The 23,283-nt window shown below is 73.4% G+C and carries 16 protein-coding genes; 2 read left to right on the plus strand and 14 right to left on the minus strand.

The features are described from left to right. Positions 1–8 precede the first annotated feature (8 nt). The 7 genes from ACFQ11_RS05440 to leuA all read right to left on the minus strand — a co-directional run bounded on the left by ACFQ11_RS05440 (position 9) and on the right by leuA (position 11,613). Entirely contained in the window at positions 9–3,587 is a 3,579-nt protein-coding gene (locus tag ACFQ11_RS05440; protein ID WP_378296726.1) for a discoidin domain-containing protein, read from the minus strand. Positions 3,588–3,690: 103 nt separating this feature from the next. Continuing rightward, positions 3,691–5,280 carry a glycoside hydrolase family 13 protein gene (locus ACFQ11_RS05445; RefSeq protein WP_378296727.1) on the minus strand — a complete coding sequence of 530 codons (1,590 nt, stop codon included), beginning with the start codon at positions 5,278–5,280 and terminating at the stop codon, positions 3,691–3,693. Positions 5,281–5,328: 48 nt separating this feature from the next. After that, a complete protein-coding gene (locus ACFQ11_RS05450) occupies positions 5,329–6,207 on the minus strand; it encodes a carbohydrate ABC transporter permease (RefSeq protein WP_378296728.1) in 879 nt (292 codons plus the stop codon). A 6-nt stretch (positions 6,208–6,213) separates the two neighbouring features. Next, the gene (locus ACFQ11_RS05455) at positions 6,214–7,146 is read right to left on the minus strand and encodes a carbohydrate ABC transporter permease (RefSeq protein WP_378296729.1); all 933 of its coding nucleotides are present in this window, start codon (positions 7,144–7,146) and stop codon (positions 6,214–6,216) included. A 139-nt stretch (positions 7,147–7,285) separates the two neighbouring features. After that, positions 7,286–8,650 (minus strand): ABC transporter substrate-binding protein, encoded by a 1,365-nt coding sequence (locus ACFQ11_RS05460; protein ID WP_378296730.1) that lies wholly within the window; start codon positions 8,648–8,650, stop codon positions 7,286–7,288. Positions 8,651–8,843: 193 nt separating this feature from the next. Further along, positions 8,844–9,866, minus strand: coding sequence for a LacI family DNA-binding transcriptional regulator (locus tag ACFQ11_RS05465; protein WP_378296731.1), 1,023 nt, complete (start codon positions 9,864–9,866; stop codon positions 8,844–8,846). Positions 9,867–9,900: 34 nt separating this feature from the next. After that, a complete protein-coding gene (gene leuA / locus ACFQ11_RS05470; protein ID WP_378296732.1) occupies positions 9,901–11,613 on the minus strand; it encodes a 2-isopropylmalate synthase in 1,713 nt (570 codons plus the stop codon). Positions 11,614–11,891: 278 nt separating this feature from the next. Here leuA and ACFQ11_RS05475 point away from each other — a divergent pair, with 278 nt between their 5' ends. Next, complete coding sequence (locus ACFQ11_RS05475) at positions 11,892–12,743, plus strand: hypothetical protein (RefSeq protein WP_378296733.1); 852 nt, start codon at positions 11,892–11,894, stop codon at positions 12,741–12,743. A 6-nt stretch (positions 12,744–12,749) separates the two neighbouring features. Here ACFQ11_RS05475 and era read toward each other — a convergent pair whose 3' ends face one another. From era to ACFQ11_RS05490, 3 genes are read right to left on the minus strand one after another with little or no spacing between them, the layout of a single operon-like run. After that, on the minus strand, positions 12,750–13,685 hold the full coding sequence (gene era, locus ACFQ11_RS05480; RefSeq protein ID WP_378296734.1) for a GTPase Era: 936 nt from the start codon (positions 13,683–13,685) through the stop codon (positions 12,750–12,752). A 49-nt stretch (positions 13,686–13,734) separates the two neighbouring features. After that, positions 13,735–17,172, minus strand: a complete 3,438-nt coding sequence (locus tag ACFQ11_RS05485) for a BTAD domain-containing putative transcriptional regulator (protein WP_378296735.1) — start codon at positions 17,170–17,172, stop codon at positions 13,735–13,737. Between the two features lie 47 nt (positions 17,173–17,219). Then, positions 17,220–19,358 (minus strand): MMPL family transporter, encoded by a 2,139-nt coding sequence (locus ACFQ11_RS05490; protein ID WP_378296736.1) that lies wholly within the window; start codon positions 19,356–19,358, stop codon positions 17,220–17,222. Between the two features lie 143 nt (positions 19,359–19,501). Between ACFQ11_RS05490 and ACFQ11_RS05495 the strand changes: the two genes are divergently transcribed. Further along, complete coding sequence (locus ACFQ11_RS05495; protein ID WP_378296737.1) at positions 19,502–19,834, plus strand: cytidine/deoxycytidylate deaminase family protein; 333 nt, start codon at positions 19,502–19,504, stop codon at positions 19,832–19,834. 53 nt (positions 19,835–19,887) lie between these two features. Here the strand turns inward: ACFQ11_RS05495 and ACFQ11_RS05500 are convergent, their stop codons facing one another. The 4 genes from ACFQ11_RS05500 to ACFQ11_RS05515 form a co-directional block, all read right to left on the minus strand. Beyond that, positions 19,888–21,237, minus strand: coding sequence for a hemolysin family protein (locus ACFQ11_RS05500; protein WP_378296738.1), 1,350 nt, complete (start codon positions 21,235–21,237; stop codon positions 19,888–19,890). Then, positions 21,234–21,713, minus strand: coding sequence for an rRNA maturation RNase YbeY (gene ybeY / locus ACFQ11_RS05505; RefSeq protein WP_378296739.1), 480 nt, complete (start codon positions 21,711–21,713; stop codon positions 21,234–21,236). Before ybeY ends, ACFQ11_RS05500 begins: the two co-directional genes overlap by 4 nt. Further along, positions 21,710–22,765 (minus strand): PhoH family protein, encoded by a 1,056-nt coding sequence (locus tag ACFQ11_RS05510; protein WP_378296740.1) that lies wholly within the window; start codon positions 22,763–22,765, stop codon positions 21,710–21,712. The genes ybeY and ACFQ11_RS05510 overlap by 4 nt, the downstream gene beginning before the upstream one ends. A gap of 167 nt (positions 22,766–22,932) precedes the next feature. After that, on the minus strand, positions 22,933–23,277 hold the full coding sequence (locus tag ACFQ11_RS05515) for a histidine triad nucleotide-binding protein (protein WP_378296741.1): 345 nt from the start codon (positions 23,275–23,277) through the stop codon (positions 22,933–22,935). Positions 23,278–23,283: the final 6 nt, after the last annotated feature.

A 23,283-nucleotide genomic window follows, 5' to 3' on the forward strand; every position in this document is an offset into this window, starting at 1 on the left:
CGTCCCGGTCAGGGAGTCCGGTTGATCGTGAACGTGGACGTCGTGTTCCTGATGTCGGTGTGGTTGTCGCGGAGCACGAGACCGCGGAAGGTCGCCGAGCCGACGGCCGGGCCCTGCCCCGGTTCGGGCATCTCGTTGACCCAGACGCCGAAGCCCGACTTGGCGTCGAGCTCGTCACCGCTCTTGCGGGCGCCGGTGATGGTCACGTCCGTCAGGACGGTGTCGGTGATCGGGTTGAGGGCCCGGCCGCCCGCGTACTTCGTCTGGAACATGATCCCCGAGTAGGTCGGGTCGACGATGTCGACGTCGCTGATCCGGATGCCCTCGAAGGGGTACTCCCCCGAGTACAGCCACAGCGCGGGGAACGCCTGCGCGCCCCAGAAGCGGCCGCCGGTCCGGACGAGCGAGATGTTCTCGAACGTCGTCGGCGCGTCCGCCTCGAACCCGAGCGCCGGGATGCCCCCGAACCGCAGGGTCGCGACGGTGACGCCCGGGTAGGTGAGGGTGTCGGCGATGTGGATGTTGCGGAAGGTGTTCCCGCCGCCGCCGTAGACGGCGAGGCCCGCGGCCCGCCACGTCAGCCGCGAGGTCAGGTCCTCGTAGACGTTGCCGGTCTGCTGCTCGTTGTTGTTGTCGACCGCCGGGAACAACGCGAAGCCGTCGTCGCCGGTCGTCCGCGCCTCGTTGTCGACGACGTGGTTGCCGCTGCTGCCGTTGGTGAGGTTGAGCGCGTCCGCCCACGTGTTGCGGACGCGCGAGTTCTTGATCGTGGAGTCGTCGACGTTCGTCCCCCAGAGCAGGCACACGACGTGCTCCGCCCAGACGTTGTCGATGGTCATGTCCGCGACGTTCGAGAAGTCGAAGACCTTGCCGGGGCCGTCGATGCGCTGCGTGTAGTTCCCGAAGAAGCCGAACCCGGCGAACGTGGAGCCGTTCGCGGTCGCGTCCGCCCGGAACCCGGCGTCGGTGTTCTGCCGGTCGCGGGGCGTGCGGAAGCGGGTGAACCACGGCCCGGCGCCGACGACCTCGACCGCCTTGCCGTAGACCTGGAACTTGCTCGTGGTGTCGTAGTGGCCCGGCGGCAGGTAGACACCGGTGAGATCCGGGTCCTGGCGGGCCCGGTCGAGGGCGTTCTGGACGTCCTGGTGGGTGAACCCGCCGGGCTCGGTGTACTTCGCGGGGTCGGGGTTGGCGATGGGCGTCGCCAGTTCGGTGTCGATGAAGTCGATGGCGTAGGTGGTGGTGTCGGCCGCGTCCTTCTGCAGCTTGATCTTGCTGCCTGCGGGGACGGTCGTCCCGAGCAGGATTCCGGCCTCGTCGTAGATGTGCCGGGGCGGTCCCGCGCCCGGCGAGTCGACCGGGCTCGCCTCGGGCCCGTACACCCACGTGTACCTGGAGGTCAGCTCGACGGCCTTGAGGAAGCGGCCGTCGACGTACACGCTGAGGGTCGCGTCGATGCCGCCGCCGCCCGGCGCGTCCGGGATGGAGTAGCGGGTGACGAGGGTGTTGGTCGGCGCGTCGGTGGTGAACTCGACGCTGCTCCCGGTGGTGTTCAGCGTGACGGCGCGGCGCCCGGACGCCTCGCCCGCGACGTCGCCGATCTCCCGGTTGGAGCCGACGACCGCCGCTCCCCCGCCGAGCAGGCCGTCCTCCGCCTCGTGGGTGTCGAACGGCAGGTGCGCGCCGCGGCCGACGAACAGTTCGCGTTCGGCGGTGTTGTTCTCGCGCTTGACCGGGACCTCGTTCGCGTCGGCCTCGACGGTCGTCCGGATCGTGTACCGGCCGTCGGCGGCGGTCCAGGCGCCGAGGCCGATCGGGGCGGTGGACGCGCCGGGGGCGAGCGGTCCGGTGTGGGCGCCGGTCAGCGTCCGCACGGTCTCGTCGCCGTCGAGGACTTCGAGGGTGATCCCGTGGGAGCCGCCCGCGGCCGGCCGGGTGCCCGCGTTGTGCAGCGTGACCGAGAACGCGACGTCGTCGCCCGCCCGCGGGTCGCCGGGGTTCCAGGTGACGGCCCGCGCCACCAGGTCGGAGCTCGGCACCTGCCCGACGGTCAGGGCCGTGTCCGCGTCGCGCGCGTTGTCGGTCTCGTTCAGCTCGATGTTGTCGTCGCCCGCGTCGGCCTCGGCGGCGACGGTGTGGGACCCGGCCGCGCGCGCCCCGATGGACGCCGTCACGGTCGCGGACTCGCCCGCCGCGAGCGCGCCGACCTCGGCGGACGCCGCCCGCTCGGTGTCGACGACGAAGTCGAGGGTGCTCGCGGCGGCCGGTCCCGTCCCGGTGTTGGCGACGGTCGCCCGCAGCGTGATCTCGTCGGTCTCGACCGGTTCGGCCGGCGTCCAGGAGACGTCGGTGACGGTCAGGTTCGGGGTCGGCGCCGGGGTGCCGAGCACCCGCAGCTCGGCGACCTGCCCGCCGGGCGCGCCCGAGTTCGCGGTGAACGCCAGCCGCACGTCGGACGCGCGCGCGACGACCGGGATCGTCACGGTGTTGCCGGTGGCCGGGTCGAAGGTGTAGTCGGCGGCCTCCTTGAGGGGCGTGAAGGCGTCGCCGGGGCCGGTGCGGCCGAGCACCTCGATCGTCTGGGTGCGCCGCGCCCACGCCGCGTCCGGGTTCAGCTCGACGGCGACGAAGGTGAGGTCGGCGGACGGGCCGAGGTTCACGGTCAGCGCGGCCGGGTAGGCGCCCGGCCCCGACTCCCAGTACGTCGCGGCGTCGCCGTCGTTGGCGTTGGCCGCGACATAGGTGTGGACGTGCGACGACGCGGTGATCGGCCTGCCCCTGGCGAGGTCGGTCCCGCCGCCCTCGCCGTGCCGGGTGACGACGTTGCTCGGGGGCGACACGTTCCCGGCAGCGTCCCTGGCCCGCACGTGGTAGGAGACGGTGGCCGTGGCGGGCCGTTCGTCGGTGTAGGTCAGGACGTCCCCGGCGACGCTCGCGAACCGCTCGCCGTCGGCGTGGACGTCGTAGCCGGTGACGCCGACGGCGTCGGACGCGGCGTTCCACGTCAGCTCGATCTTCCCCGGTTCGGGTTCGGTGAAGGCGAGCCCGGACGGGGCGGTCGGCGGGGCCGTGTCGCCGGTGCCGGGCCCGTAGATCTCCAGCTCCGAGAGCTGCCCGGCGGGCCAGCCGGTGTTGCCGGTGATGTGGACGCGCAGGAACCGGGTCGGGGCGTCGTCGTAGGCGAGGGTGACGGTGTTGCCGGACGCCGGGTCGAAGACGCGCGCGCCGGACGCGACGACGTCGGTGAAGCGCGTCCCGTCCGTGCTCGCCTGGACGGCGAGGGTCTGCGTGCGGCGTTCCCAGCCGGCGGCCGGGAGCTTGAGGACGGCCTTGTCCGTGACGACCGTCGCGCCGAGGTCGATCTGGATCCATTGCGGGAAGGCGTGGTTCGCGCTCTCCCAGTAGGTGGCCCGGTCGCCGTCGTTCACGTTCGCGGCGGCGTGCCGGCCGTTCGCGGAGGCGGCGGAGGCGGTCTTGCCCGCCGCCAGGTTCGTCTCGGCCGCCGCGGCGGGGGCCGTCACCGGGCCGAACAGCCCGGTGACGGCCAGCGCCGCGACCAGCAGGACGCGGAGTGCCTTCTGTCTCATCGCTGGTTCTGCTCCCTGTCGGTGTAGTGGGGGTGGGGGCGGGACACCTGCCTGGGAGGAGCGGCAGAACTCGGGGGGCGGGGCGCGCGGTCGTGCGGTCCGGTCAGCGGAGCCAGGCGGCCGTGTCGGGCGGCAGGTCGCGGCCCGCGAGGGGGCCGCTGGCCAGGAGCACCTCCCCGGCCGGCAGCGGGAAGGAGCCGTCGCCGAGGTTGACGACGCACGTCACGCCGGCCTCGCGGGTGAACGCCAGGACGTCCTCGGGCGCGGGCAGCCAGGCCAAGGCTCCCTCGCCCGTCCCCGCGCCGCCGCCCGCGCCGTCGAGGCGCAGGTGGTCGCGGCGCAGGGCGAGGGCCGACCGGTACAGCGCGAGCATCGAGCCGGGGTCGGCGTCCTGCGCCTCGACGGTGAGCGTCTTCCAGTCGGGCGGCTGCGGGAGCCACGGGTCGCCGCCGAAGCCGAACGGCGGGGCGTCCCCGGACCACGGGAGCGGCACCCGGCAGCCGTCCCGGCCGGGGTCGGTGCGGCCGGAGCGGTGCCAGATCGGGTCCTGCCGCAGGTCGTCCGGCAGGTTCTCGACCTCGGGCAGGCCCAGCTCCTCCCCCTGGTAGACGTACGCGGAGCCGGGCAGGGCCAGCGCGAGCAGCGCGGCCGCGCGGGCGCGGCGGACGCCGAGGGCGCGGTCGGTGGGGGCGCCGAGCCGGCGGTCCTGCAGGTCGAACGAGGTGTCGGCGCGGCCGTACCTGGTGACGGGCCGGACGACGTCGTGGTTCGCCAGCACCCAGGTCGGCGGGGCGCCGACCGGGCCGTGCGTCGCGAGCGTCGTCTCGATGACCTTGCGGAGGGCGTGCGGATCCCACGCGCAGTTCAGGAAGTCGAAGTTGAACGCGGTGTGCATCTCGTCCGGGCGCAGGTAGCGGGCGAACCGCTCCTGGTCGGGCAGCCACACCTCGCCGACCAGCATCCGGCCCGGATACCCGTCGGTGATCGCCCGCCAGCCCCGGTAGACGTCGTGGACGCCGTCGCGGTCGGTGTACGGGTCGCGGCCGTCCGGCTCGGCGTCGGGGTCCTTCACCAGCAACGCCGCCGAGTCGATGCGGATGCCGTCGACGCCGCGGTCGTACCAGAACCGCAGCACGTCGTGGAACTCGCGGACGACGTCGGGGCTGTTCCAGTTGAAGTCGGGCTGCTCGGGGGCGAACAGGTGCAGGTACCACTCGCCGTCCGGGACGCGCGTCCACGCGGGCCCGCCGAAGATCGACCGCCAGTCGTTCGGGGGCTCGGCGCCGCCGTCCCCCCGGCCCGGGCGGAACCAGAAGCGTTCGCGTTCCGGCGAACCGGGACCGGCGGCGAGCGCCTCCCGGAACCAGGCGGTCTGGTCGGACGCGTGGTTCGGCACCACGTCGAGGATGATCCGCAGGCCGGCCGCGTGCGCCTCGGCGATGAACGCCTCCGCCTCGGCGAGCGTCCCGAACTCCGGGGCGACGTCCCGGTAGTCGGCCACGTCGTAGCCGCCGTCCGCCATCGGCGACGGGTACCACGGGTTCAGCCACAGGGCGTCGACGCCGAGTCCGGCGAGGTAGGGCAGCCGGTCGCGCAGGCCGGCGAGGTCGCCGACGCCGTCGCCGTTCCCGTCGGCGAAGCTGCGCGGGTACACCTGGTAGATCACCGCGTCGCGCCACCATGCTTCGGGCATGCGAGAACTCCTTAGGAATCGTTGAACACGGGGAGCGGGAGAGTCCGGTCAGCCCTTCAGGCCGCCCGCCGTGAGGCCGGCCATGATCTGGCGCTGGAAGACGAAGAAGACGACGATCGTGGGCAGGCTGGCGATCACCAACGAGCCGATCAGCACGTTCTGCGGCACCTGCACGGCCAGCGACGAGATCGCCACGCTGATCGTCTTCTTGTCGCCGTCGGGCAGGACGAGCAGCGGCCAGACGAAGTCGCGCCAGACGTTGACGATCGTGAAGATCGACACGACGCCGAGGATCGGGCGGGACACCGGCAGGACGATCGACCACAGGATGCGCGAGGACGACGCGCCGTCCACTTCCGCGGCGTCGATCAGCTCGGTGGGGATCGAGTCGAAGAACCGTTTGAGCAGGAAGATGTTGAACGCGTTGGCGGCGGCCGGCAGCCAGATGGCCCACGGGGTGTTCAGCAGGTTGGCGCCGAGGATCGGCAGGTCCTTCACGGTGAGGTAGGCGGGCAGCAGGATCACCATCGGCGGGATCATCAGCGTCGCCAGCATCATGCCGAGGACGGCGCGGCCGAACAGCGGGCGCAGCTTCGACAGCGCGTACGCGGCGGAGACGTCCACAGCGAGGGTGAACAGCCACGCGCCGAACGCGTACACGAACGTGTTGCGCATGTAGAGGCCGAGGTCGAGCTGCCGCCACGCCTCCCGGTAGGCGCCGAGGTCGATGTCGGACGGCCAGAGGCTCGGCGGGACCTCGGCGAGCTGGTCCGGCGACTTCATCGCGCCCGTGACCATCCAGTACAGCGGGAAGACGAACACGAGCGTGAACGTCACGACGACGGTCGTCAGGACCGTCCAGTAGACGGCCTTGCCGCGCGGGGTGCCGAGTGTGTGCGGCGACACGAGCGTACGGGTCTGCGTCATGGGTGCCTACCTCGGGTCGTCGCGCGAAACGCGCAGGTAGACGGCGGAGAACACCATCAGCACGGCCATGAGCATCAGCCCGAGCGCGCCGCCGCCGCCGAAGTTCGTGAAGTTGAAGGCGTACTGGTACATCAGGTAGACGACGGTGACGGTCGCGTTCTCGGGGCCGCCGCCGGTGAGCAGGTACGGCTCGATGAACACCTGCATCGTCGCGATCACCTGAAGGAGCAGCATCACCAGCAGGATGAGCTTGGTCTGCGGGATCGTGATGTGCCAGAGGCGTCGGAGGAGGCCCGCGCCGTCCAGCTCGGCCGCCTCGTACAGCTCGCCGGGGATCGTCTGGAGCGCGGCGAGGTAGATGAGGGTGCCGCTGCCGAGGTTCATCCACGTCGACACCAGCACGAGCGACACCAGCGCCGTGTCCGTCGAGTCGAGCCATTGCAGCCCCGGGAGGTTCACCAGGCCCAGGACCTGGTTGAACAGGCCGGGCCCGGGGTCGTAGAACCATTTGAACAGCAGCACCACCACGGCGGGCGGCAGCATCACCGGCAGGTACACGACGAAGCGCAGGTAGCCGCGCGCGTGCCGCAGCTCGTTCAGGACGATCGCGATCGTGAACGGGACGGCGTAGCCGATCACGAGCGCCAGCAGCGTGAAGACCGCGGTGTTCTTCCAGGCGTCCCAGAACACGGGGTCGGCGATGACCGTGCGGAAGTTCTCCAGCCCCACCCAGCGGGTGTCGCCGACGAAGTTCGTCTGCTGGAAGCTGAGCAGGATCTCCCGCAGGATCGGGTACCAGGAGAAGAACGCGAAGCAGATCAGCGCCCCGCACAGGAATCCGTAGGCCGTCAGGTTGCGCCGCACGACCCGCCCTCTCCGGGTCGCCGGACGGCGGCGGGCGTGCGCGGCCGGGCGCGCCGGCGTCCGCAGTGTGAGCATGGGGTCGTCCCCTCGGGGGCGCCGGCGGCGGCCGGCGCCCCGGTTCGGGTGTCGGTCGGGGTCGATCGGAGGCGGGTCGGGACGGGGGTCCGGAGCGGGTCCGGACGGTGGGCCGAGGGGGCCGGGGGGCGCGCCCGCGTCAGTTCGCCGACCGCGCGAGGACGGCGTCGGCCTTCTCCTGCGCGTCCGCGAGCAGGTCGTCGATTTTCGCGTCACGCCTGGTCAGCACGGCGGACACGACCGAGTCGAGGATCGCGTAGAGCTTCTGCGCGTGCGGCGGCTCGAGCTTCGCCGGGACGGACGCGTAGGCGTCCTCGTACGGCTTGAAGTTCGCGACCGGCAGGTTCGCGGACGCGGCCCTCAGCTCCCGGTCCTTCCGGCCGACGGCGTTGTCGCCGAACAGCTTCGGCTGCGGCAGCCCGACCGGACGTCCGTTCCGCGCGGCCCGCGCGTAGTTCAGCTGTCCCTGGCCGGGCGTGATCGCGTAGAACTCGAGCCACATCAGCCCGGCCTTGATCTGCTCGGGGGTCGCGTCGGGGCTGAACATGTAGCCGTCCCCGCCCAGCAGCGTGCCGTGCCCGCCCGGGATCGGCGCCATCCCGTAGTCCTTGTAGTCGCCGTCGAACTGGTCGACGAGCGCGGTCGCGTTGTCGGGCGCGCCGAGGAACATGCCGAGTTCACCGGCGGCCATCATGCGCTGCACGTCGGCGGCCACGAGGAGCTGCTTGCTGCCCATGGAGTCGTCCGTCCAGCGCATCTCCTTGAGGGTCTGGAGGACGGCCTTGCCCTGCGGGCTGTTGAACGCCGACTTCTTCCCGTCCGGCGTCACCATGCCGCCGCCCTGGCTGTACAGGGACGTGGTGAAGTGCCAGCCGCCCTGGTTCTGCGCGCTGAGCTCGGCGAACCCGACGACGCCGTCTCCGAGGTCGCTGATCTTCTTCGCGGCGGCCCGGACCTCGGGCCACGTCCGCGGCGGGGCGTCAGGGTCCAGGCCGGCCTTCTCGAACAGGGTCCGGTTGTAGAACAGGCCCATCGTGTAGTTCTGCCGCGGCAGCCCGTACACCTTGTCGCCGTCCTTGAAGACGCGCTGCACGGCCGGGTCGAGGTTCCCGTGGTTCTCGACCCGCCCGAGATACGGCGTGATGTCGGCGGCCTGGCCCTTGGCGATGATGTCGTTGACGTCGGTGAAGTAGACGTAGAAGAGGTCCTCCATCTGCCCGCCCGCCAGTTTCGCCTGGAAGGTGTTCGGGTCCAGGCAGGGGAAGGCGTCCTTGCCGACGACCTTGATGTTGGGGTGGAGCTTCTGGAAGGCGGCGACGTCCTCGTTCCACTCGTCGCGCTGGGCCTTCTGGCTCTTGGCCGGCATGCAGCCGACCGTGATCGTCACCTCGGTGTCGGCGCTCAGCGGCGAGGTGTCCGCGCCGTCGGAGCCGTCCCCGCCGCAGCCGGCGAGGACGGACGTGACGGACGCGGCGAGCAGGGCGGCGAGGATCCGGGCTCTCATGGGGTTCCCTCCTGGGCCGTGGGGGTCGGCCAATTGCGAGGAACATACAGAGAGCTACACCGCAATGCAATAGACGAATGACAATACGCAAAAAGTAAACAAACTGCGTCTGACCTGGCGTAATCAGATGCAAGCGTGCGCAAGCCCGCCACGCGCGGTGCGCGGCGGGCCGGGAGGCGGGAGCGGACGGGCGTCAGGCCGCGGAGCCGGGCGCGGGCCTGGGCGCGGTCGAGGCGCGGACCACCAGCTCGGGCTCGAAGAGGAGCTCCTCGGCGGTGACGGAGCCGCCGTCGACCTGGTTGACCAGCAGGGTCACGGCGGCGCGGCCGATGGACTCGATGGGCTGCCGGACGGTCGTCAGAGGCGGGTCGACGCAGTTCATGAACGCCGAGTCGTCGTAGCCGACGACCGAGACGTCGCCGGGCACCGACATGCCGAGGCGGCGGACGGCGCGGACGACGCCGAGGGCGAGGGGGTCGCTGGCGCAGATCACGCCCGTGACGCCGTCGCGGATGAGGCGCCCGGTCACCGCCTGGCCGCCCTCGAGGGAGAACATCGCGCGGCGGACGCGGGAGTCGGGCAGGTCGACGCCGGCGCGCTCGGCGGCGGCGCGGACCGCGGCGAGCTTGCGGCGGCACGGGACGTGGTCCTCGGGGCCGAGGACCACGCCGATGCGCTCGTGGCCGAGGGACAGCAGGTGGCCGAACGCCTGCTCGGCGGCGACGGCGTCGTCGGTGGACACCTGCGGGAAGTCGAGCCCGCCGGCGGCCGCGTTGACCAGCACGACCGGCAGCCGGACCTCCAGCAGCCGGTGGTAGTGGTCGTGGGCGGCGTCGGCCTCGGCGTAGAGGCCGCCCGCGAAGATCACCCCGGACGCCTGCTGCTGCAGCAGCATCTCGACGTAGTCGGCCTCCGACAGGCCGCCGGGGGTGAGGGTGCACAGGACGGGCGTGAACCCGCGCTGGGCGAGCGCGCCCCCGACGACCTCGGCCAGGGCCGGGAAGATCGGGTTGCCGAGTTCGGGCAGGACCAGCCCGACCAGGCGGGCGCGCTCGCCGCGCAGCTGCGTGGGGCGCTCGTAGCCGAGGACGTCGAGGGCGGTCAGCACCGCCGCGCGGGTCGCGTCGGACACGCCGGGCTTGTCGTTGAGGACCCGGCTGACCGTGGCCTCGCTGACTCCGACCTTCTTGGCGACCTCCGCCAGTCGACGTGCCATGGACGCAACTATAGAGCGCCCGGCCGCAAACCGCTTACTTCGCTTGCGCGCGGGCGACGCGGTTCACGGCGGACAGCATCGCCTTCAGGGAGGCGGTGACGATGTTGCCGTCGATGCCGACGCCCCATACCGTGCTGCCGTTCACGTCGCATTCGACGTAGGCGGCGGCGCGGGCGTCGCCGCCCGCGCTCATCGCGTGCTCGGCGTAGTCCAGGACGCGGACGTCGATCCCCACGGTCGACAGCGCGTCCTGGAACGCCGACACCGGGCCGTTGCCGAGGCCCTCGATCTCGCGGATCTCGCCGTCGACGCGGACGTCGCAGCTCAGGGCGTCCTTCTCGTCGACGCGGGACGTCGCGCGGTGCGCCAGCAGCCCGACGCGGGGCCCGTTGGACAGGAACTCGGCCTCGAAGATCTCCCACATGCGGCCGGGGTCGACCTCGCCGCCCTCGCTGTCGGTGTGCTCCTGCACGACCCGGGAGAACTCGATCTGCAGGCGCCGCGGCAGTTCCAGCGCGTGCTCGGTCTTCATGACGTAGGCCACGCCGCCCTTGCCGGACTGGCTGTTGACCCGGATGACGGCCTCGTAGGTGCGGCCGACGTCGTGCGGGTCGATCGGCAGGTACGGAACCTCCCACCGGTAGTCCTCGACGGGCGTCCCGGCGGCCTCGGCGTCGCGGCGCAGGTGGTCGAAGCCCTTGTTGATGGCGTCCTGGTGGGAGCCGGAGAACGCGGTGTAGACCAGGTCGCCGCCGTAGGGGTGCCGCTCGTGGACCGGCAGCTGGTTGCAGTACTCGACGGTGCGGCGGATCTCGTCGATGTCGGAGAAGTCGATCTGCGGGTCGATCCCCTGGGTGAACAGGTTCAGCCCCAGGGTGACCAGGCAGACGTTGCCGGTGCGCTCGCCGTTGCCGAACAGGCAGCCCTCGATGCGGTCGGCGCCCGCCATGTAGCCGAGCTCGGCGGCGGCGACCGCGGTGCCGCGGTCGTTGTGCGGGTGCAGCGACAGGATGACCGAGTCGCGGTAGGCCAGGTTCCGGCTCATCCACTCGATCTGGTCGGCGTACACGTTGGGCGTGGCCATCTCGACGGTCGCCGGCAGGTTGACGATGACCTTCCGGTCGGGGGTCGGCCTCCACACGTCGTTGACGGCGTTGCAGACCTCGACGGCGTACTCCAGCTCGGTGCCGGTGAACGACTCCGGCGAGTACTGGAAGAAGATCTCGGTGCCGTCCATGTCCTCGGCGAGCTTGGCGCACAGCTTCGCGCCCTCGACGGCGATGGCGGTGATGCCGTCGCGGTCCTGCCCGAACACCACGCGGCGCTGCAGCGTGCTGGTCGAGTTGTACAGGTGGACGATCGCGCGCTTCGCGCCCCGCACGGCCTCGAACGTCCGCTCGATCAGCTCGGGGCGGGCCTGCGTCAGCACCTGGATCACGACGTCGTCGGGGACGCGGTCCTCGTCGATGATCTGCCGGACGAAGTCGTAGTCGGTCTGGCTCGCCGCCGGGAACCCGACCTCGATCTCCTTGTAGCCCATCCGGACCAGCAGCTCGAACATCCGCAGCTTGCGGTGGGCGTCCATCGGATCGATCAGCGCCTGGTTGCCGTCGCGCAGGTCGACCGCGCACCAGCGCGGGGCCCGTTCGATGACGGCGTCCGGCCAGGTGCGGCCGGTCAGCTTGACGGGGGCGAAGGGGCGGTAGCGCTCGAAGGGCATACCGGAGGGCTGCTGTGCCGGGTACATGCGGTGGGATCTCCCTGCTCGAACCTCTTGCGGCCGACGTCCACGTCAGAGTCCCGCAGCGAGGGAGCCGACCTGGTTACAGGCCCCCGCTGCGGCCGCTAAGGAGGAGCAGCGCACCAGACACGCTCGCCAAAGTAACAGATGACATCCGTGCTCCGGAAACCGACGTCCGCATGGTGAGACGTCCGGGGCCTCTTCCGTCACGGTAACGTCATCGGCCGTCCGGGAGATTCCCGCCCGTCCGCGACCCGGCGGTTCCTCCCCCTTACGCTGGGTCCATGACCGGTGACCTGGGTTCCGACGCGGGCGGCGCGCGGTCGCGCCCGCAGTTCCTGCCGCCCGACGACGGTCTCCCGCCGCCCGGTCCCGGCGACGCCGTCCCGGAGCCGGTGCCCGAGCCCGCACCGGACGAGCCGCGGCGCGGCGGCCTCGGCTGGAGCATCGCGCTGATCGCGTCGGCCGCGGTGCTGCTGGTGTCGGCGTTCCTGCCGTGGGCGCGGGCCTCCGTGGTCGTCGACCTGTTCGGCAGCGCGATCACCCGGGAGGTGGCCACGGCGGCCGGCATCGACGCCGACGACGTGGTGCTGTCGGTCCCGGTGTTCGCCGTGGTCGCGATCGTGATGGCCTGCTGGGACCTGCTCGCCCGCGACACCCGCATCACCGGGCTCGCGGCCGTCCCCGGCGTCCTGTCGCTGCTGGCGTGCCTGCTGTTCCTGCTCCGGCTCGGCGACGCCCGCGACGACCTGCCCGCCGGCGGCCTGGACGTCGGCTACGAGATCAGCGTGCTGTACGGCTGGTACGTGGCGGTCGCCGCGTCGCTGCTGGTCACCGGGTTCAGCCTGGCGCGCCCGATCAGCGCGCGGCTGGGCGGGCGCGGCCGTCCCGGCCCGTACCCGCCGGAGGCGTACGCGCAGGAGCAGCACGCGCAGGAGCAGTACACCCAAGATCAGTACACCCAAGATCAGTACGCGCAGGAGCAGTACTACGGGCAGTACCAGAACGCGCAGTACCAGAACGGGAACTACACGCCCGACCCGAACGCGGTGTGGCCGCAGCAGGACGGGTGGGAGCGGGCGGACGGGTCCGCGCCTCGCGACGAACCGGCGGACCGCCGCGACGACCGGTCATAGCGGCGATCAGTCGTAGAAGCCCAGCCGCCGCAGCTGCTTGGGGTCGCGCTGCCAGTCCTTGAGGACGCTGACCCGCAGATCGAGATAGATCCTCGTGCCGAGCAGCGCCTCGATCTGCCGCCGTGCGGCCGCCCCGACCTCGCGCAGCCGGGCGCCGCGATGCCCGATGATGATGCCCTTCTGGCTGGGCCGCTCGACGAACAGGTGCGCGTAGACGTCGACGAGATCGTCCCGTCCCTCGCGCGGCGCCATCTCGTCCACGACGACGGCGATCGAGTGCGGCAGCTCGTCCCGGACGCCCTCGAGCGCGGCCTCCCGGATCAGTTCGCCGATCATCACCTGCTCGGGCTCGTCGGTGAGATCGCCCTCCGGGTACAGCGGCATGCCCTCCGGCAGGCGCGAGACCAGCAGCTCGCCGACCAGGTCGACCTGGAAGCCGTCCTGCGCCGAGCAGGGCACGATGTCGGCGAACTCCCCCAGCCGTCCCACGGCGAGGAGCTGCTCGGCGACCCGCTCGGGCGGGGCGAGGTCGGTCTTGGTGACGATCGCCACGATCGGGGTCTTCTTCACCCCCGCCAGCTCGCGGGCGATGTACTTGTCGCCCGGCCCCACCGGCTGGTCGGCGGGCACGCAGAACCCGATGACGTCGACCTCGGTGAGGGTGGACCGGACGAGGCTGTCGAGCCGTTCGCCGAGCAGCGTCCGCGGCTTGTGCAGGCCCGGCGTGTCGACCACGACGAGCTGCCCGTCCGGCCGGTGGACGATGCCGCGGATCGCCCGCCGCGTCGTCTGCGGGCGGCTGCTGGTGATCGCCACCTTGGTGCCGACGAGCGCGTTCATCAGCGTCGACTTGCCCACGTTCGGGCGTCCGATGAAGCAGGCGAAGCCCGCCCGGAAACCCTCGGGCTGCGGCGCGGTGGTCAGATCTCCCGTCGATGTCACCCCTCGATTGTCCCCCACCTGCGGCGGGCCCCGTCCCGCCGCCCGACGGTCATGCGGAGGCGGCGGTGTCGCCGAGTGCGGCCAGGGCCTCCCGGGCCAGCCGGGAGAAGAGCGGCGCGCCGAGGGTGTCGGCGGCGCGGGCGGCCCGGCGGTAGTGGGCGGCGGCGACCCGGGCGGGGCGTCCGAGGTACCCGGCGAGGTCGCCGAGGACGTGCGCGACCGGCCCGATCGTCGCGAAGGTGGTGCAGCCCCCGGCGAAGTGCCCCTCGTACGGCAGCAGGTCGGCGTACGCCCGTTCGGCGACGTCGCGCTGGTCCAGGACGATCGCGCGGTGGGCGCGGATCGCCGTGGCGAGGTCGTAGAAGTAGTCGGGGCGGATGGGGCCCGCGGCGGCGACGGCCGCGCGGGCCTCCGCGACGCGGCCGACGTCGGCGAGCGCGAGCGCGTGGACGTCGGCGGTGGCGGCGACATGGGACCACCGCCGCGACAGCCACGCGGCCTGCTCCAGCAGCTCGCCCGGCCGCCCCTGGACGAGCCGCAGGCAGAACGCGCCGAACCCGACGATGCCGTCCTCGCTGCTCCAGATCCCGGTGCGGCCGATGTCCTCGCTGACCGTCGCGTACGCCCGTTCGGCCGCGTCGAACCGCGAGGCGAGGACGTGCACGAGTCCGGCGTACCAGCTCGCGATCTGCGCGAGCAGCGGCAGCCCGTACTGGTCCGCGAGGCGCCGCCCCTCCTCCAGGTGAGCGGCCGCGGCGGCCCGGTCGAGCGCGGCGACGGACGTCTGCTGGAGCTGCAGGTGCGCGAGGACGCGGTAGGCGGCGAGGTCGTGCTCCTCCGCGAGGTCGAGCAGTTCGCGGGCGAGCCGCTGCCGCACCGCGAGGTCGCCGGCGCTCCGGTAGCCGTTGATGTAGCGGCCGTTGAGCGCGACGGCGAGCAGGTCGGGGCGGCCGGCGGCGCGGGCCAGCGCGACCGCCTCGTCGGCCGCGGTGACGCCCCGGTCGTCGAACTCGCCCTCCATCTCGATCGCCAGGCTGGTCAGCAGCCGGACGCGCAGTTCGTCCTCGCCGCCCGGGAGCCGGCGCAGGGCCTCCTCGGCGGCGTCGATGATCTCCCGGTCGAGGGTGCCGTACTCGCGGCTGGTCCACAGCGTGGGCACGTCGAAGGCGGTGATGACGCGGGCCAGCAGCCGGACGTCGCCGAGCGCGCGGGCGTCGGCGATGGCGCGCAGCCGCCGGTCGCGGGCCTGCATGACGTCCCCCGCGAGCCCGCAGGCGCGGATGGCCGCGACCTCGGTCTCCAGCCGGTCGCGGGCGGCGTCCGGGCCCCGCGCGCGCAGCGTCTCGGCGGCGCCGACCCACAGGTCGGCGGCCTGGCCGTGCGCGAACCTGGCCTCGGCGGCCGCCGCGGCGAGCCGCGCGTAGCGGACGGCCCTGTCCGGTTCGGCGCCCGACTCCAGGTAGTGGTGCGCGATCGCGGCGACCTCGGCGGGGCGGTGCCGTTCCAGCGCGGCGGCGACGCGGCCGTGCAGCCGGGTGCGGCGGGCCCGCGACAACCCGTCGTAGAGGGTGTCGCGGACGAGCGCGTGCACGAACCGCAGCCGTCCGGGCGCGGGCTCGACGACGAGGCCGGCGGCGAGGGCGGCCTCGACGGCGTCGATGACGGCGTCCTCGTCGCCGTGGGCGCCGCCCGCGGCCAGCTCGGCGAGGACGGCGAGGTCGGCGTCGCGGCCGACGACGGCGGCGTCGCGCAGCACGTTCCGGGCGGGCTCCGGGAGCCGCGCGATGCGGCGGCGCAGGACGTCCCCCACCCCGGCGGGCACGCGGCGGACGGCGGCGGGCAGCCCCTCGGCGTCCAGCAGCCGGGCCGTCTCGCGGACGAAGAAGGGGTTGCCGCCGGTCCGTGCGGCGATGTCGGCCAGCTCGGCGTCGGCGACGCCGGTCGCGCACGTCGCGCGGACGAGTTCGGCGACCTCGGCGGGGGCGAGCCCGCCGAGGTCGATGCGCAGCGGCTCGCGGCGGGCGAGCGCGGCGAGCGCGGCGGCGAGCCGCTCGGGCGCCTCGGTGCGGCGGAACGTCGCGGCGATCAGCACGCGGCGGTCGCGGAGCCGTTCGGCGAGCCGGACCAGCAGCGCGAGGGTCTCGTCGTCGGCCCAGTGCAGGTCCTCCAGGACGAGCAGCAGCGGGGCGCGCGCGGCGATCCCGGCGAGGTAGTCGCCGACGGCGAGGTGCAGCCGGAACCGGCCGGTGGCGACGTCGGCGCCGCCGCGGCCGGCGGGGGCGGGCCCGGACCCGGCGGCGGGACCGGGGTACGGGCGCGCGAGGGCGTGGTCGAGGCCGGCGGCGGCGTCGTCCAGGAGAGGGGCGAGGCGTGCGGCCAGGGCGGCGTCCGGGGGCGCCGCGGCCGTGAGGTCGCGCAGCAGCTCGGCCCACGGCCACGCGGCGGGCGCCCCGCCGGTCTCCTGCGCGCGTCCCCACGCGCACGTCCAGCCCCGGTCGCCGAGCCGCCGCGCGAACCGCTCGGCGAGGGCCGTCTTGCCCATGCCCGCGTCGCCGCCGACGAGGATCACGCCGCCCCGGCCGGCCGCGCCGTCCAGCAGCGCCAGCTCGCTCTCCCGCCCGACGAACGCGGCCTCCGGTTCCGGCCGCGCCGCCGGCGCCGGGAGCGGCCGCAGGGGTACGGGACGGTCCGCGGCCGGCGGGTCGCCCAGTTCGGGGGCCTGGGCGAGGATGTCGGCCTCCAGGCCGCGCAGCGCGGGGCCCGGGTCGACGCCGAGTTCCTCGCCGAGCACGGCGCGGACCCGGCGGAGCGCGGCGAGCGCGTCCCCCTGCCGTCCCGCCCGGTACAGGGCCAGCGCCAGCAGCCGCCACGCCTCCTCGCGCAGCGGGTTCGCGGCGGCGTGCTCCTCCAGGTCGGGGACGGCCTCGGCAGCTCCGCCGAGGCCGAGCAGGGCTTCGGCGCGGCGCTCGACGGCGAGCCGGCGGCGCTCGTCCAGCCGGACGGCCTCGGCGGCGGCCCACGGCAGGTCGGCGAACTCGGCGTAGGCGGGGCCGCCCCAGCGGCCGAGGGGGGCCTCGGCGCGGCTGCGGGCGACGGCGGGGGCGCCCGCGGCGAGCAGCGCGCCCGCCTCGTCGACGAGCGCGTCGAACCGCCACGCGTCCACGTTGCCGTCCGGGAGCCGCAGCGCGTAGCCGGGCGGCGCGGTGACCAGGACGCGGGCGGGCGTGCGGGGCGGGCGGCGCGGCTCCAGGGCACGGCGCAGGTGCGACACGAACGATTGCAGGCCCGCGCCCGCGCGGGGCGGCGCCGTCCCGGCCCACAGGTCCTCGACGAGGGTGTCGGCCGGGACCATCCGGCCGTGCGCGGCGGCGAGCCGGGCCAGCACCGACCGGCGGCGGCGCCCGCCGAGGTCGGCGGGCGCGCCGTCCACCGTCGCGCCGAAGGCGCCGAGCACGCTGACGACGGGCGCGTCCACAACAGTCGACATGTCCCGATCAGCCTAAACCGGGACAAGCCGACGGCCGTGGTCGCCTCCTACGCCCGGCTCGGCTCCCTGGTCCGCGGCTCGGCCCCCGCCTCGGCGGGCACCCGGCCGCCGTGCAGGTCGACGTCCGGCAGGACCCGGCCGAGCCATCCGGGCAGCCACCAGTTGCCGCGGCCGAGCAGCGCCATCGCCGCCGGGACCAGGACGAGCCGGACGATCGTCGCGTCCAGCGCGACCGCCACCGCGAGCCCCACGCCCATCTGCTTGATCACCAGGCCCGGGTCGGCGGCGAACCCGAGGAACACCGCGACCATGATCAGCGCCGCGCTGGTGATCACCCGGCCGGTCGCGGCGAGACCCGCCGACACCGAGCCGCGCGCGTCCCCGGTCCGCAGCCACTCCTCCCGGACGCGCGACAGCAGGAACACCTCGTAGTCCATCGACACCCCGAACAGCACCGCGAACATCAGCAGCAGGATGAAGCTGGACACCGGCACGCTGTGCGGCAGGCCGAGCAGTTCCGCGCCCCACCCCCACTGGAACACGGCGGTGAGCACCCCGTACGCGGCGCCGATCGACAGCAGGTTCATGACGGCGGCCTTCAGCGGCGCCAGGATCGACCGGAAGACGATCATCAGCATGACGAACGAGGTCGCCACCACCACGCCGATCACCGGCCACAGCCGCTCGGACAGCACCCGCGACAGGTCCACGTACGCGGCCGTCATCCCGGTGACCTCCGCCCCGGGCGGCAGGACGTCCGCGCGGATCCCGTCGACGAGGGGCGTGACGCGCTCGTCCTGCGGCCCGTACTCGGGCGTCACCACGATCACCGCGGCGTCGCGGGCGTCCGACAGCCGGGGCGGCGTCACGGACGCGACGCCCTCGGTGGCGGCGAGCCGGTCGTGCAGGCCGGGCAGCGCCGCCCGCTCGACCTCCGTCAGGTCGACGGCCACCATCAGGGGGCCGTTCGCGCCGGGGCCGTACGCCTCGGCGACCAGGTCGTACGCCTGCCGGACCGTGTTGGACTCCGGCTCGCTGCCCGCGTCGCTCGGCCACGTCCGCATGCCGAGCGCCGGCGCGGCCAGCGTGAGCATCAGCAGCAGCCCGGCCAGCAGCCACGGCCACGGGCGGCGGCCCACGTGCAGCGCCCAGCGGCGGATCCGCGGCGAGTCGGCCGCGGGCGCCGCGCCGGACGCGCGGTCGCGGCGGCGCAGCACCCGCCGCCCGGCCAGGCCGAGCACCGCGGGCAGCAGCGTCAGCGCGCTCGCCACGGTCGCCGCCACCACGATCCCGGTCGCGAACCCCATGGTCATGAACACCGGGATCCGCGAGACCACCAGCCCGCACAGCGCCAGCAGAACCGTGAACCCCGCGAAGAGCACCGACTGCCCGGCGGTGGCGATGGCGCGGCCGGCCGACTCGGGCACGTCCAGCCCGGCGGCGAGGCCCTCCCGGTGCCGGGTGAGGATGAACAGCGCGTAGTCGATGCCGACGCCGAGGCCCACCATCATCGCGAGCGTCGGCGCGGTCGTCGCCACGTTCGTCACGGCCGCAAGCAGCGTGATCCCCGACACGCCCGCGCCGAGGCCCGCGAGCGCGACCGCCAGCGGCAGCCCCGCCGCGACCACCGACCCGAACGCCAGCAGCAGGATCACCAGTGCGGCCACCACGCCGACCGCCTCCGCGGTGCCGCCGGGCGCGGTGACGTTCTCGGGCACCTGGCCGCCGAACTCCACCTGGTAGCCGGCGTCCTCGAGGTTCCCGGTCGCGTCGCGGAGGGCGTCGAGCGTCGGCCCGGTCTCCAGGTCGGTGACCGGCGCCGAGTACCGGACGGTGATCAGGGCCGTGCGGCCGTCCGGGCTGGGCCGCGGCGGGTCGACGGCGCTGACGTGCGGCAGCCCGCGCACCTCGCCGCCCGCGGCGGCGAGCGCGGCCGGGTCGACGCGGCCGTCCGCCGCGTGCACCACGACGCGCGCGTCGGCGCCCGACAGCGCCGGGAACCGGTCCCGCAGGAGCTCCGTGGCCTCCTGCGACCCGGTCCCTTCGAGCGTGTAGTCGTCCTGCAGCGACCCGCCGCCCGCCGCCGCGGCGCCTCCCACCGCGGCGACGAGCGCCAGCCACACGACGACGAACCGCCACGGGCGCAGGGCGGCGGCCCTGCCCAGGCGGTACAGCAGACGGGACATCGCGTTCCCCCAGAGATCCGGATTCGAGGCTCCGAGGGTGGCGCCCGCCGCTTGCCGCCCACTTGGCGCCGACTTGCCGCGCCGCATGCGGCGGGTCGTAGCGAGTTGTGGGAGGTCGAGGCGAGTCCCCTACGATCGGGGGCGTGAGCGAGCTGAACGCCGAGGACGCGAAGATCATCACCCTGGCGCGGTCGTCCCGCGCCCGCACCGGGGCCGCCGAGGGCGCCGCGGTGCGCGACGAGACGGGCCGCACCTACGCGGCGACGAGCGTGGACCTGCCGTCGCTGCGGCTCTCGGCGCTCAAGGTCGCGGTCGCGATGGCGGTGTCCAGCGGCGCCGAGGACCTCGAGGCGGCCGCCGTCGTCACCGCCGCCGACGCGCCCGACGCGTCGGACGTCGCCGCCGTCCGCGACCTCGGCCCCAAGGCGCCCGTCCTGGTCGCCGGGCCCGACGGGACCCTCCGCACGACGCTCTGACCCTCGCTCCCGGCCGCCCCGGCGAGCCGGGACCGCCCGGCCCGGCGCGCGCGTCAGGCGTCGGGACGGACCGGGCCCGCGTCACCGGTGTCGAGACGGCGCACGAGCACCGTGCCGATGCGGTTGCGGCGCCCGGCGATCGTCTCCGCCTTGAGCGACAGGACGGCCCCGCCCGGCGCGTCGTCGCCGTCGTCGCCGGGCGTGCGCGGCGCGGAACCGACCTCCGCCGTCGACCCCTCGATCGGGACGCGGCCGAGGGCGTGCGCCAGCAGCCCGCCGACCGTGTCGACGTCCTCGGCGTCGATCTCGACGTCGAACAGCTCGGCGAGGTCGTCCACCGGCAGCCGGGCCGTGACGCGGGCGGCGCCGCCCGCCAGCCAGGTCACCGGCGGGATCTCCCGGTCGTACTCGTCGGTGATCTCCCCGACGATCTCCTCCAGGATGTCCTCGATCGTGACGAGGCCCGCGGTGCCGCCGTACTCGTCGATGACGATCGCGACGTGGATCCGGCGGGCCTGCATCTCCCGCAGCAGCTCGTCGATCGGCTTGCTGTCGGGCACGAACGTCGCCGGGCGCATCACCGAGTCGACGGTCTCGACCGACTCGGCCTCGTGGTGCTCGTGGCTGCGGCGCACGACGTCCTTGAGGTAGGCGATGCCGACGACGTCGTCCTCGTTCTCCCCGACCACCGGGATGCGGGAGAAGCCGCTGCGCAGCGCGAGCGACATCGCCCGCCGCAGCGTCTTGTCCCGCTCGATGAACACGATGTCGGTGCGCGGCACCATCACCTCGCGGACGAGCGTGTCGCCGAGCTCGAACACCGAGTGGATCATCTCGCGCTCGTCCGGCTCGATGAGGCTGCGCTGCTCGGCCAGGTCGACCAGGTCGCGCAGCTCCGCCTCGGACGCGAACGGGCCCTCGCGGAAGCCCTTGCCGGGCGTCAGCGCGTTGCCGAGCAGGATCAGCAGCCGCGGCAGCGGCCCGAACACCCGCGTCACCGGGTGCAGGACGGCCGCGCCCGCGAGCGCGATCCGGTCGGCGTGCTGGATGCCGAGCGTGCGGGGCGCGACCCCGACCGCCACGTAGCTCACCACGATCATGAACGCGGCGGCGACGACGTAGGCGGGCCACGTCTCGTCCAGCCACGAGATGCACAGGTCCGCGACGATCACGGTGGCGACCAGCTCGCAGCCGATGCGCAGCAGCAGCACCATGTTCACGTAGCGGGCCGGGTCGGCGACGACCTCGGCGAGCTTGTGCGAGCCGCGCCGCCGCTCCTTCGCGAACTCCTCGACGGTCACCCGGGAGACGCGCGCGAGCGCCGTCTCGGTGCTGGCCAGGAGGCCCGCGAGAACCACCAGCAGGGCCGCCAGCCCCGCCAGCCACGCCTGCGCCGTGGTCACCGCCGGCCGCGTTTCTCCCGCCAGGAGGTGAGCAGCTCGGCCTGGAGGCCGAACATCTCCTTGTGCTCCTCCGGCTCGGCGTGGTCGTACCCGAGGAGATGCAGGATGCCGTGCGTGCACAGCAGTTCCAGCTCGTCCTCGGTGCTGTGCCCGGCGGTGCGGGCCTGCCGCTCGGCGACCGACGGGCACAGGACGACGTCGCCGAGCAGCCCCGGGTCGGCCTCCTCGTCCTCGTCGGCGCCGCCCGACAGGTGACCGGGGCGCAGCTCGTCCATCGGGAACGACAGCACGTCGGTGGGGCCGGGCTCGTCCATCCACTTGACGTGCAGCTCGGTCATCGCGTCCTCGTCGACGAGCAGGACCGACAGCTCCGCGAGCGGATGCACGCGGAGCCCGTCCAGCACGTGCCGGGACAGCTCGGCGAGGGCGTTCTCGTCGACCGCCGCGCCCGACTCGTTCAGCACCTCGATGCTCACCGGGAACCCCGCTTGCGGCCGGGCCCGGCGCCGCGCGCCGAGTCCTTCTTGAACTCGGGCACCCGCGACTCGTCGTACCGGTTGTAGGCGTCCACGATGTCGGTCACCAGCTTGTGCCGGACGACGTCATGGCTGGACAGCCGCGAGAAGTGGATGTCCTCGACGCCGTCGAGGATGTCCTGGACCACGCGCAGCCCGCTCTGCGTCCCGTTCGGCAGGTCGACCTGCGTCACGTCGCCGGTCACCACGACCTTGGAGCCGAACCCGAGCCGGGTGAGGAACATCTTCATCTGCTCGGGCGAGGTGTTCTGCGCCTCGTCCAGGATGATGAACGAGTCGTTGAGGGTCCGGCCGCGCATATAGGCGAGGGGGGCGACCTCGATGGTGCCGGCGGCCATCAGCCGGGGGATCGAGTCGGGGTCGACCATGTCGTGCAGCGCGTCGTACAGCGGCCGCAGGTACGGGTCGATCTTCTCGTAGAGCGTGCCGGGCAGGAACCCGAGCCGCTCCCCCGCCTCGACCGCCGGGCGCGTCAGGATGATGCGGTTGACCTGCTTGTCCTGCAGCGCGCGGACGGCCTTGGCCATCGCCAGGTACGTCTTGCCGGTGCCCGCGGGGCCGATGCCGAACACGATCGTGTGCCTGTCGATCGCGTCGACGTACCGCCGCTGGTTGAGCGTCTTCGGCCGGATCGTCCGCCCCCGGCCCGACAGCACGTTCAGCGTGAGCACCTCGGCGGGACGGGCGTCGCCCTCCCCGCGCAGCATCGCCAGGCTCCGCTCGACCGCGTCGGGCGTGAGCTGGGTGCCGCCCTTGAGCAGCTCGAGCATCTCGGTGAAGAGGCGGGAGACCAGTCCGGTGTCCGTCTCGGACCCGGTCACGGTGATCTCGTTGCCGCGGACGTGGATGTCGATGCCGTCGCCGAACGCGCGCTCGACCGCGTGGAGCAACTCGTCCCGGGAGCCCAGCAGGCTCACCATCGAATGGTCGTCCGGCACCACGATCTTGATCTGGGCGCGGCCGTCGCGCCCCGTGTGAGTTGATTCGACCATCAGCCGGGCCTTGCGGCCTCAGACCTGCCTTCTGTCTGCTCCGGGTGTGCAAGGTGTGTCGGTTCCATGGTACCGACCGCCCTCGCCGGTGCGCCGCCGTATTTCCGCTCGCCCCGGCGCCCCCGCCGCCCGCGAAACGGCGCCCGCCGGCCGCCCCGGCCCGGACGTCAGCCGGGCGGCCAGTTCAGGCCGCGGCCGCCCAGCACGTGCGCGTGCACGTGGAAGACGGTCTGCCCGGCCTGCGCGCCGGTGTTGAAGACGATCCGGTAGCCGGTGTCGGAGACGCCCTCGTCCACGGCGACCTGGTGCGCCTCGCGGAGCACCTCGGCGAGGAGTTCGGCGTCGGCCGCGGCGAGCTCGCCCACCGTCGGGTGGTGGTCCTTGGGAATGACCAGGACGTGCGTGGGCGCCTGCGGGTTGATGTCGCGGAACGCGACGGCCCGGTCGGACGAGCGGACCATCTTCGCCGGCACGTCCCCGGACACGATCTTGCAGAACAGGCAGTCGGTCATCTGTCT

The sequence above is a fragment of the Actinomadura sediminis genome, assembly GCF_042675525.1.
In the GTDB taxonomy this organism is placed as follows: Bacteria; Actinomycetota; Actinomycetes; order Streptosporangiales; family Streptosporangiaceae; genus Spirillospora; species Spirillospora sediminis.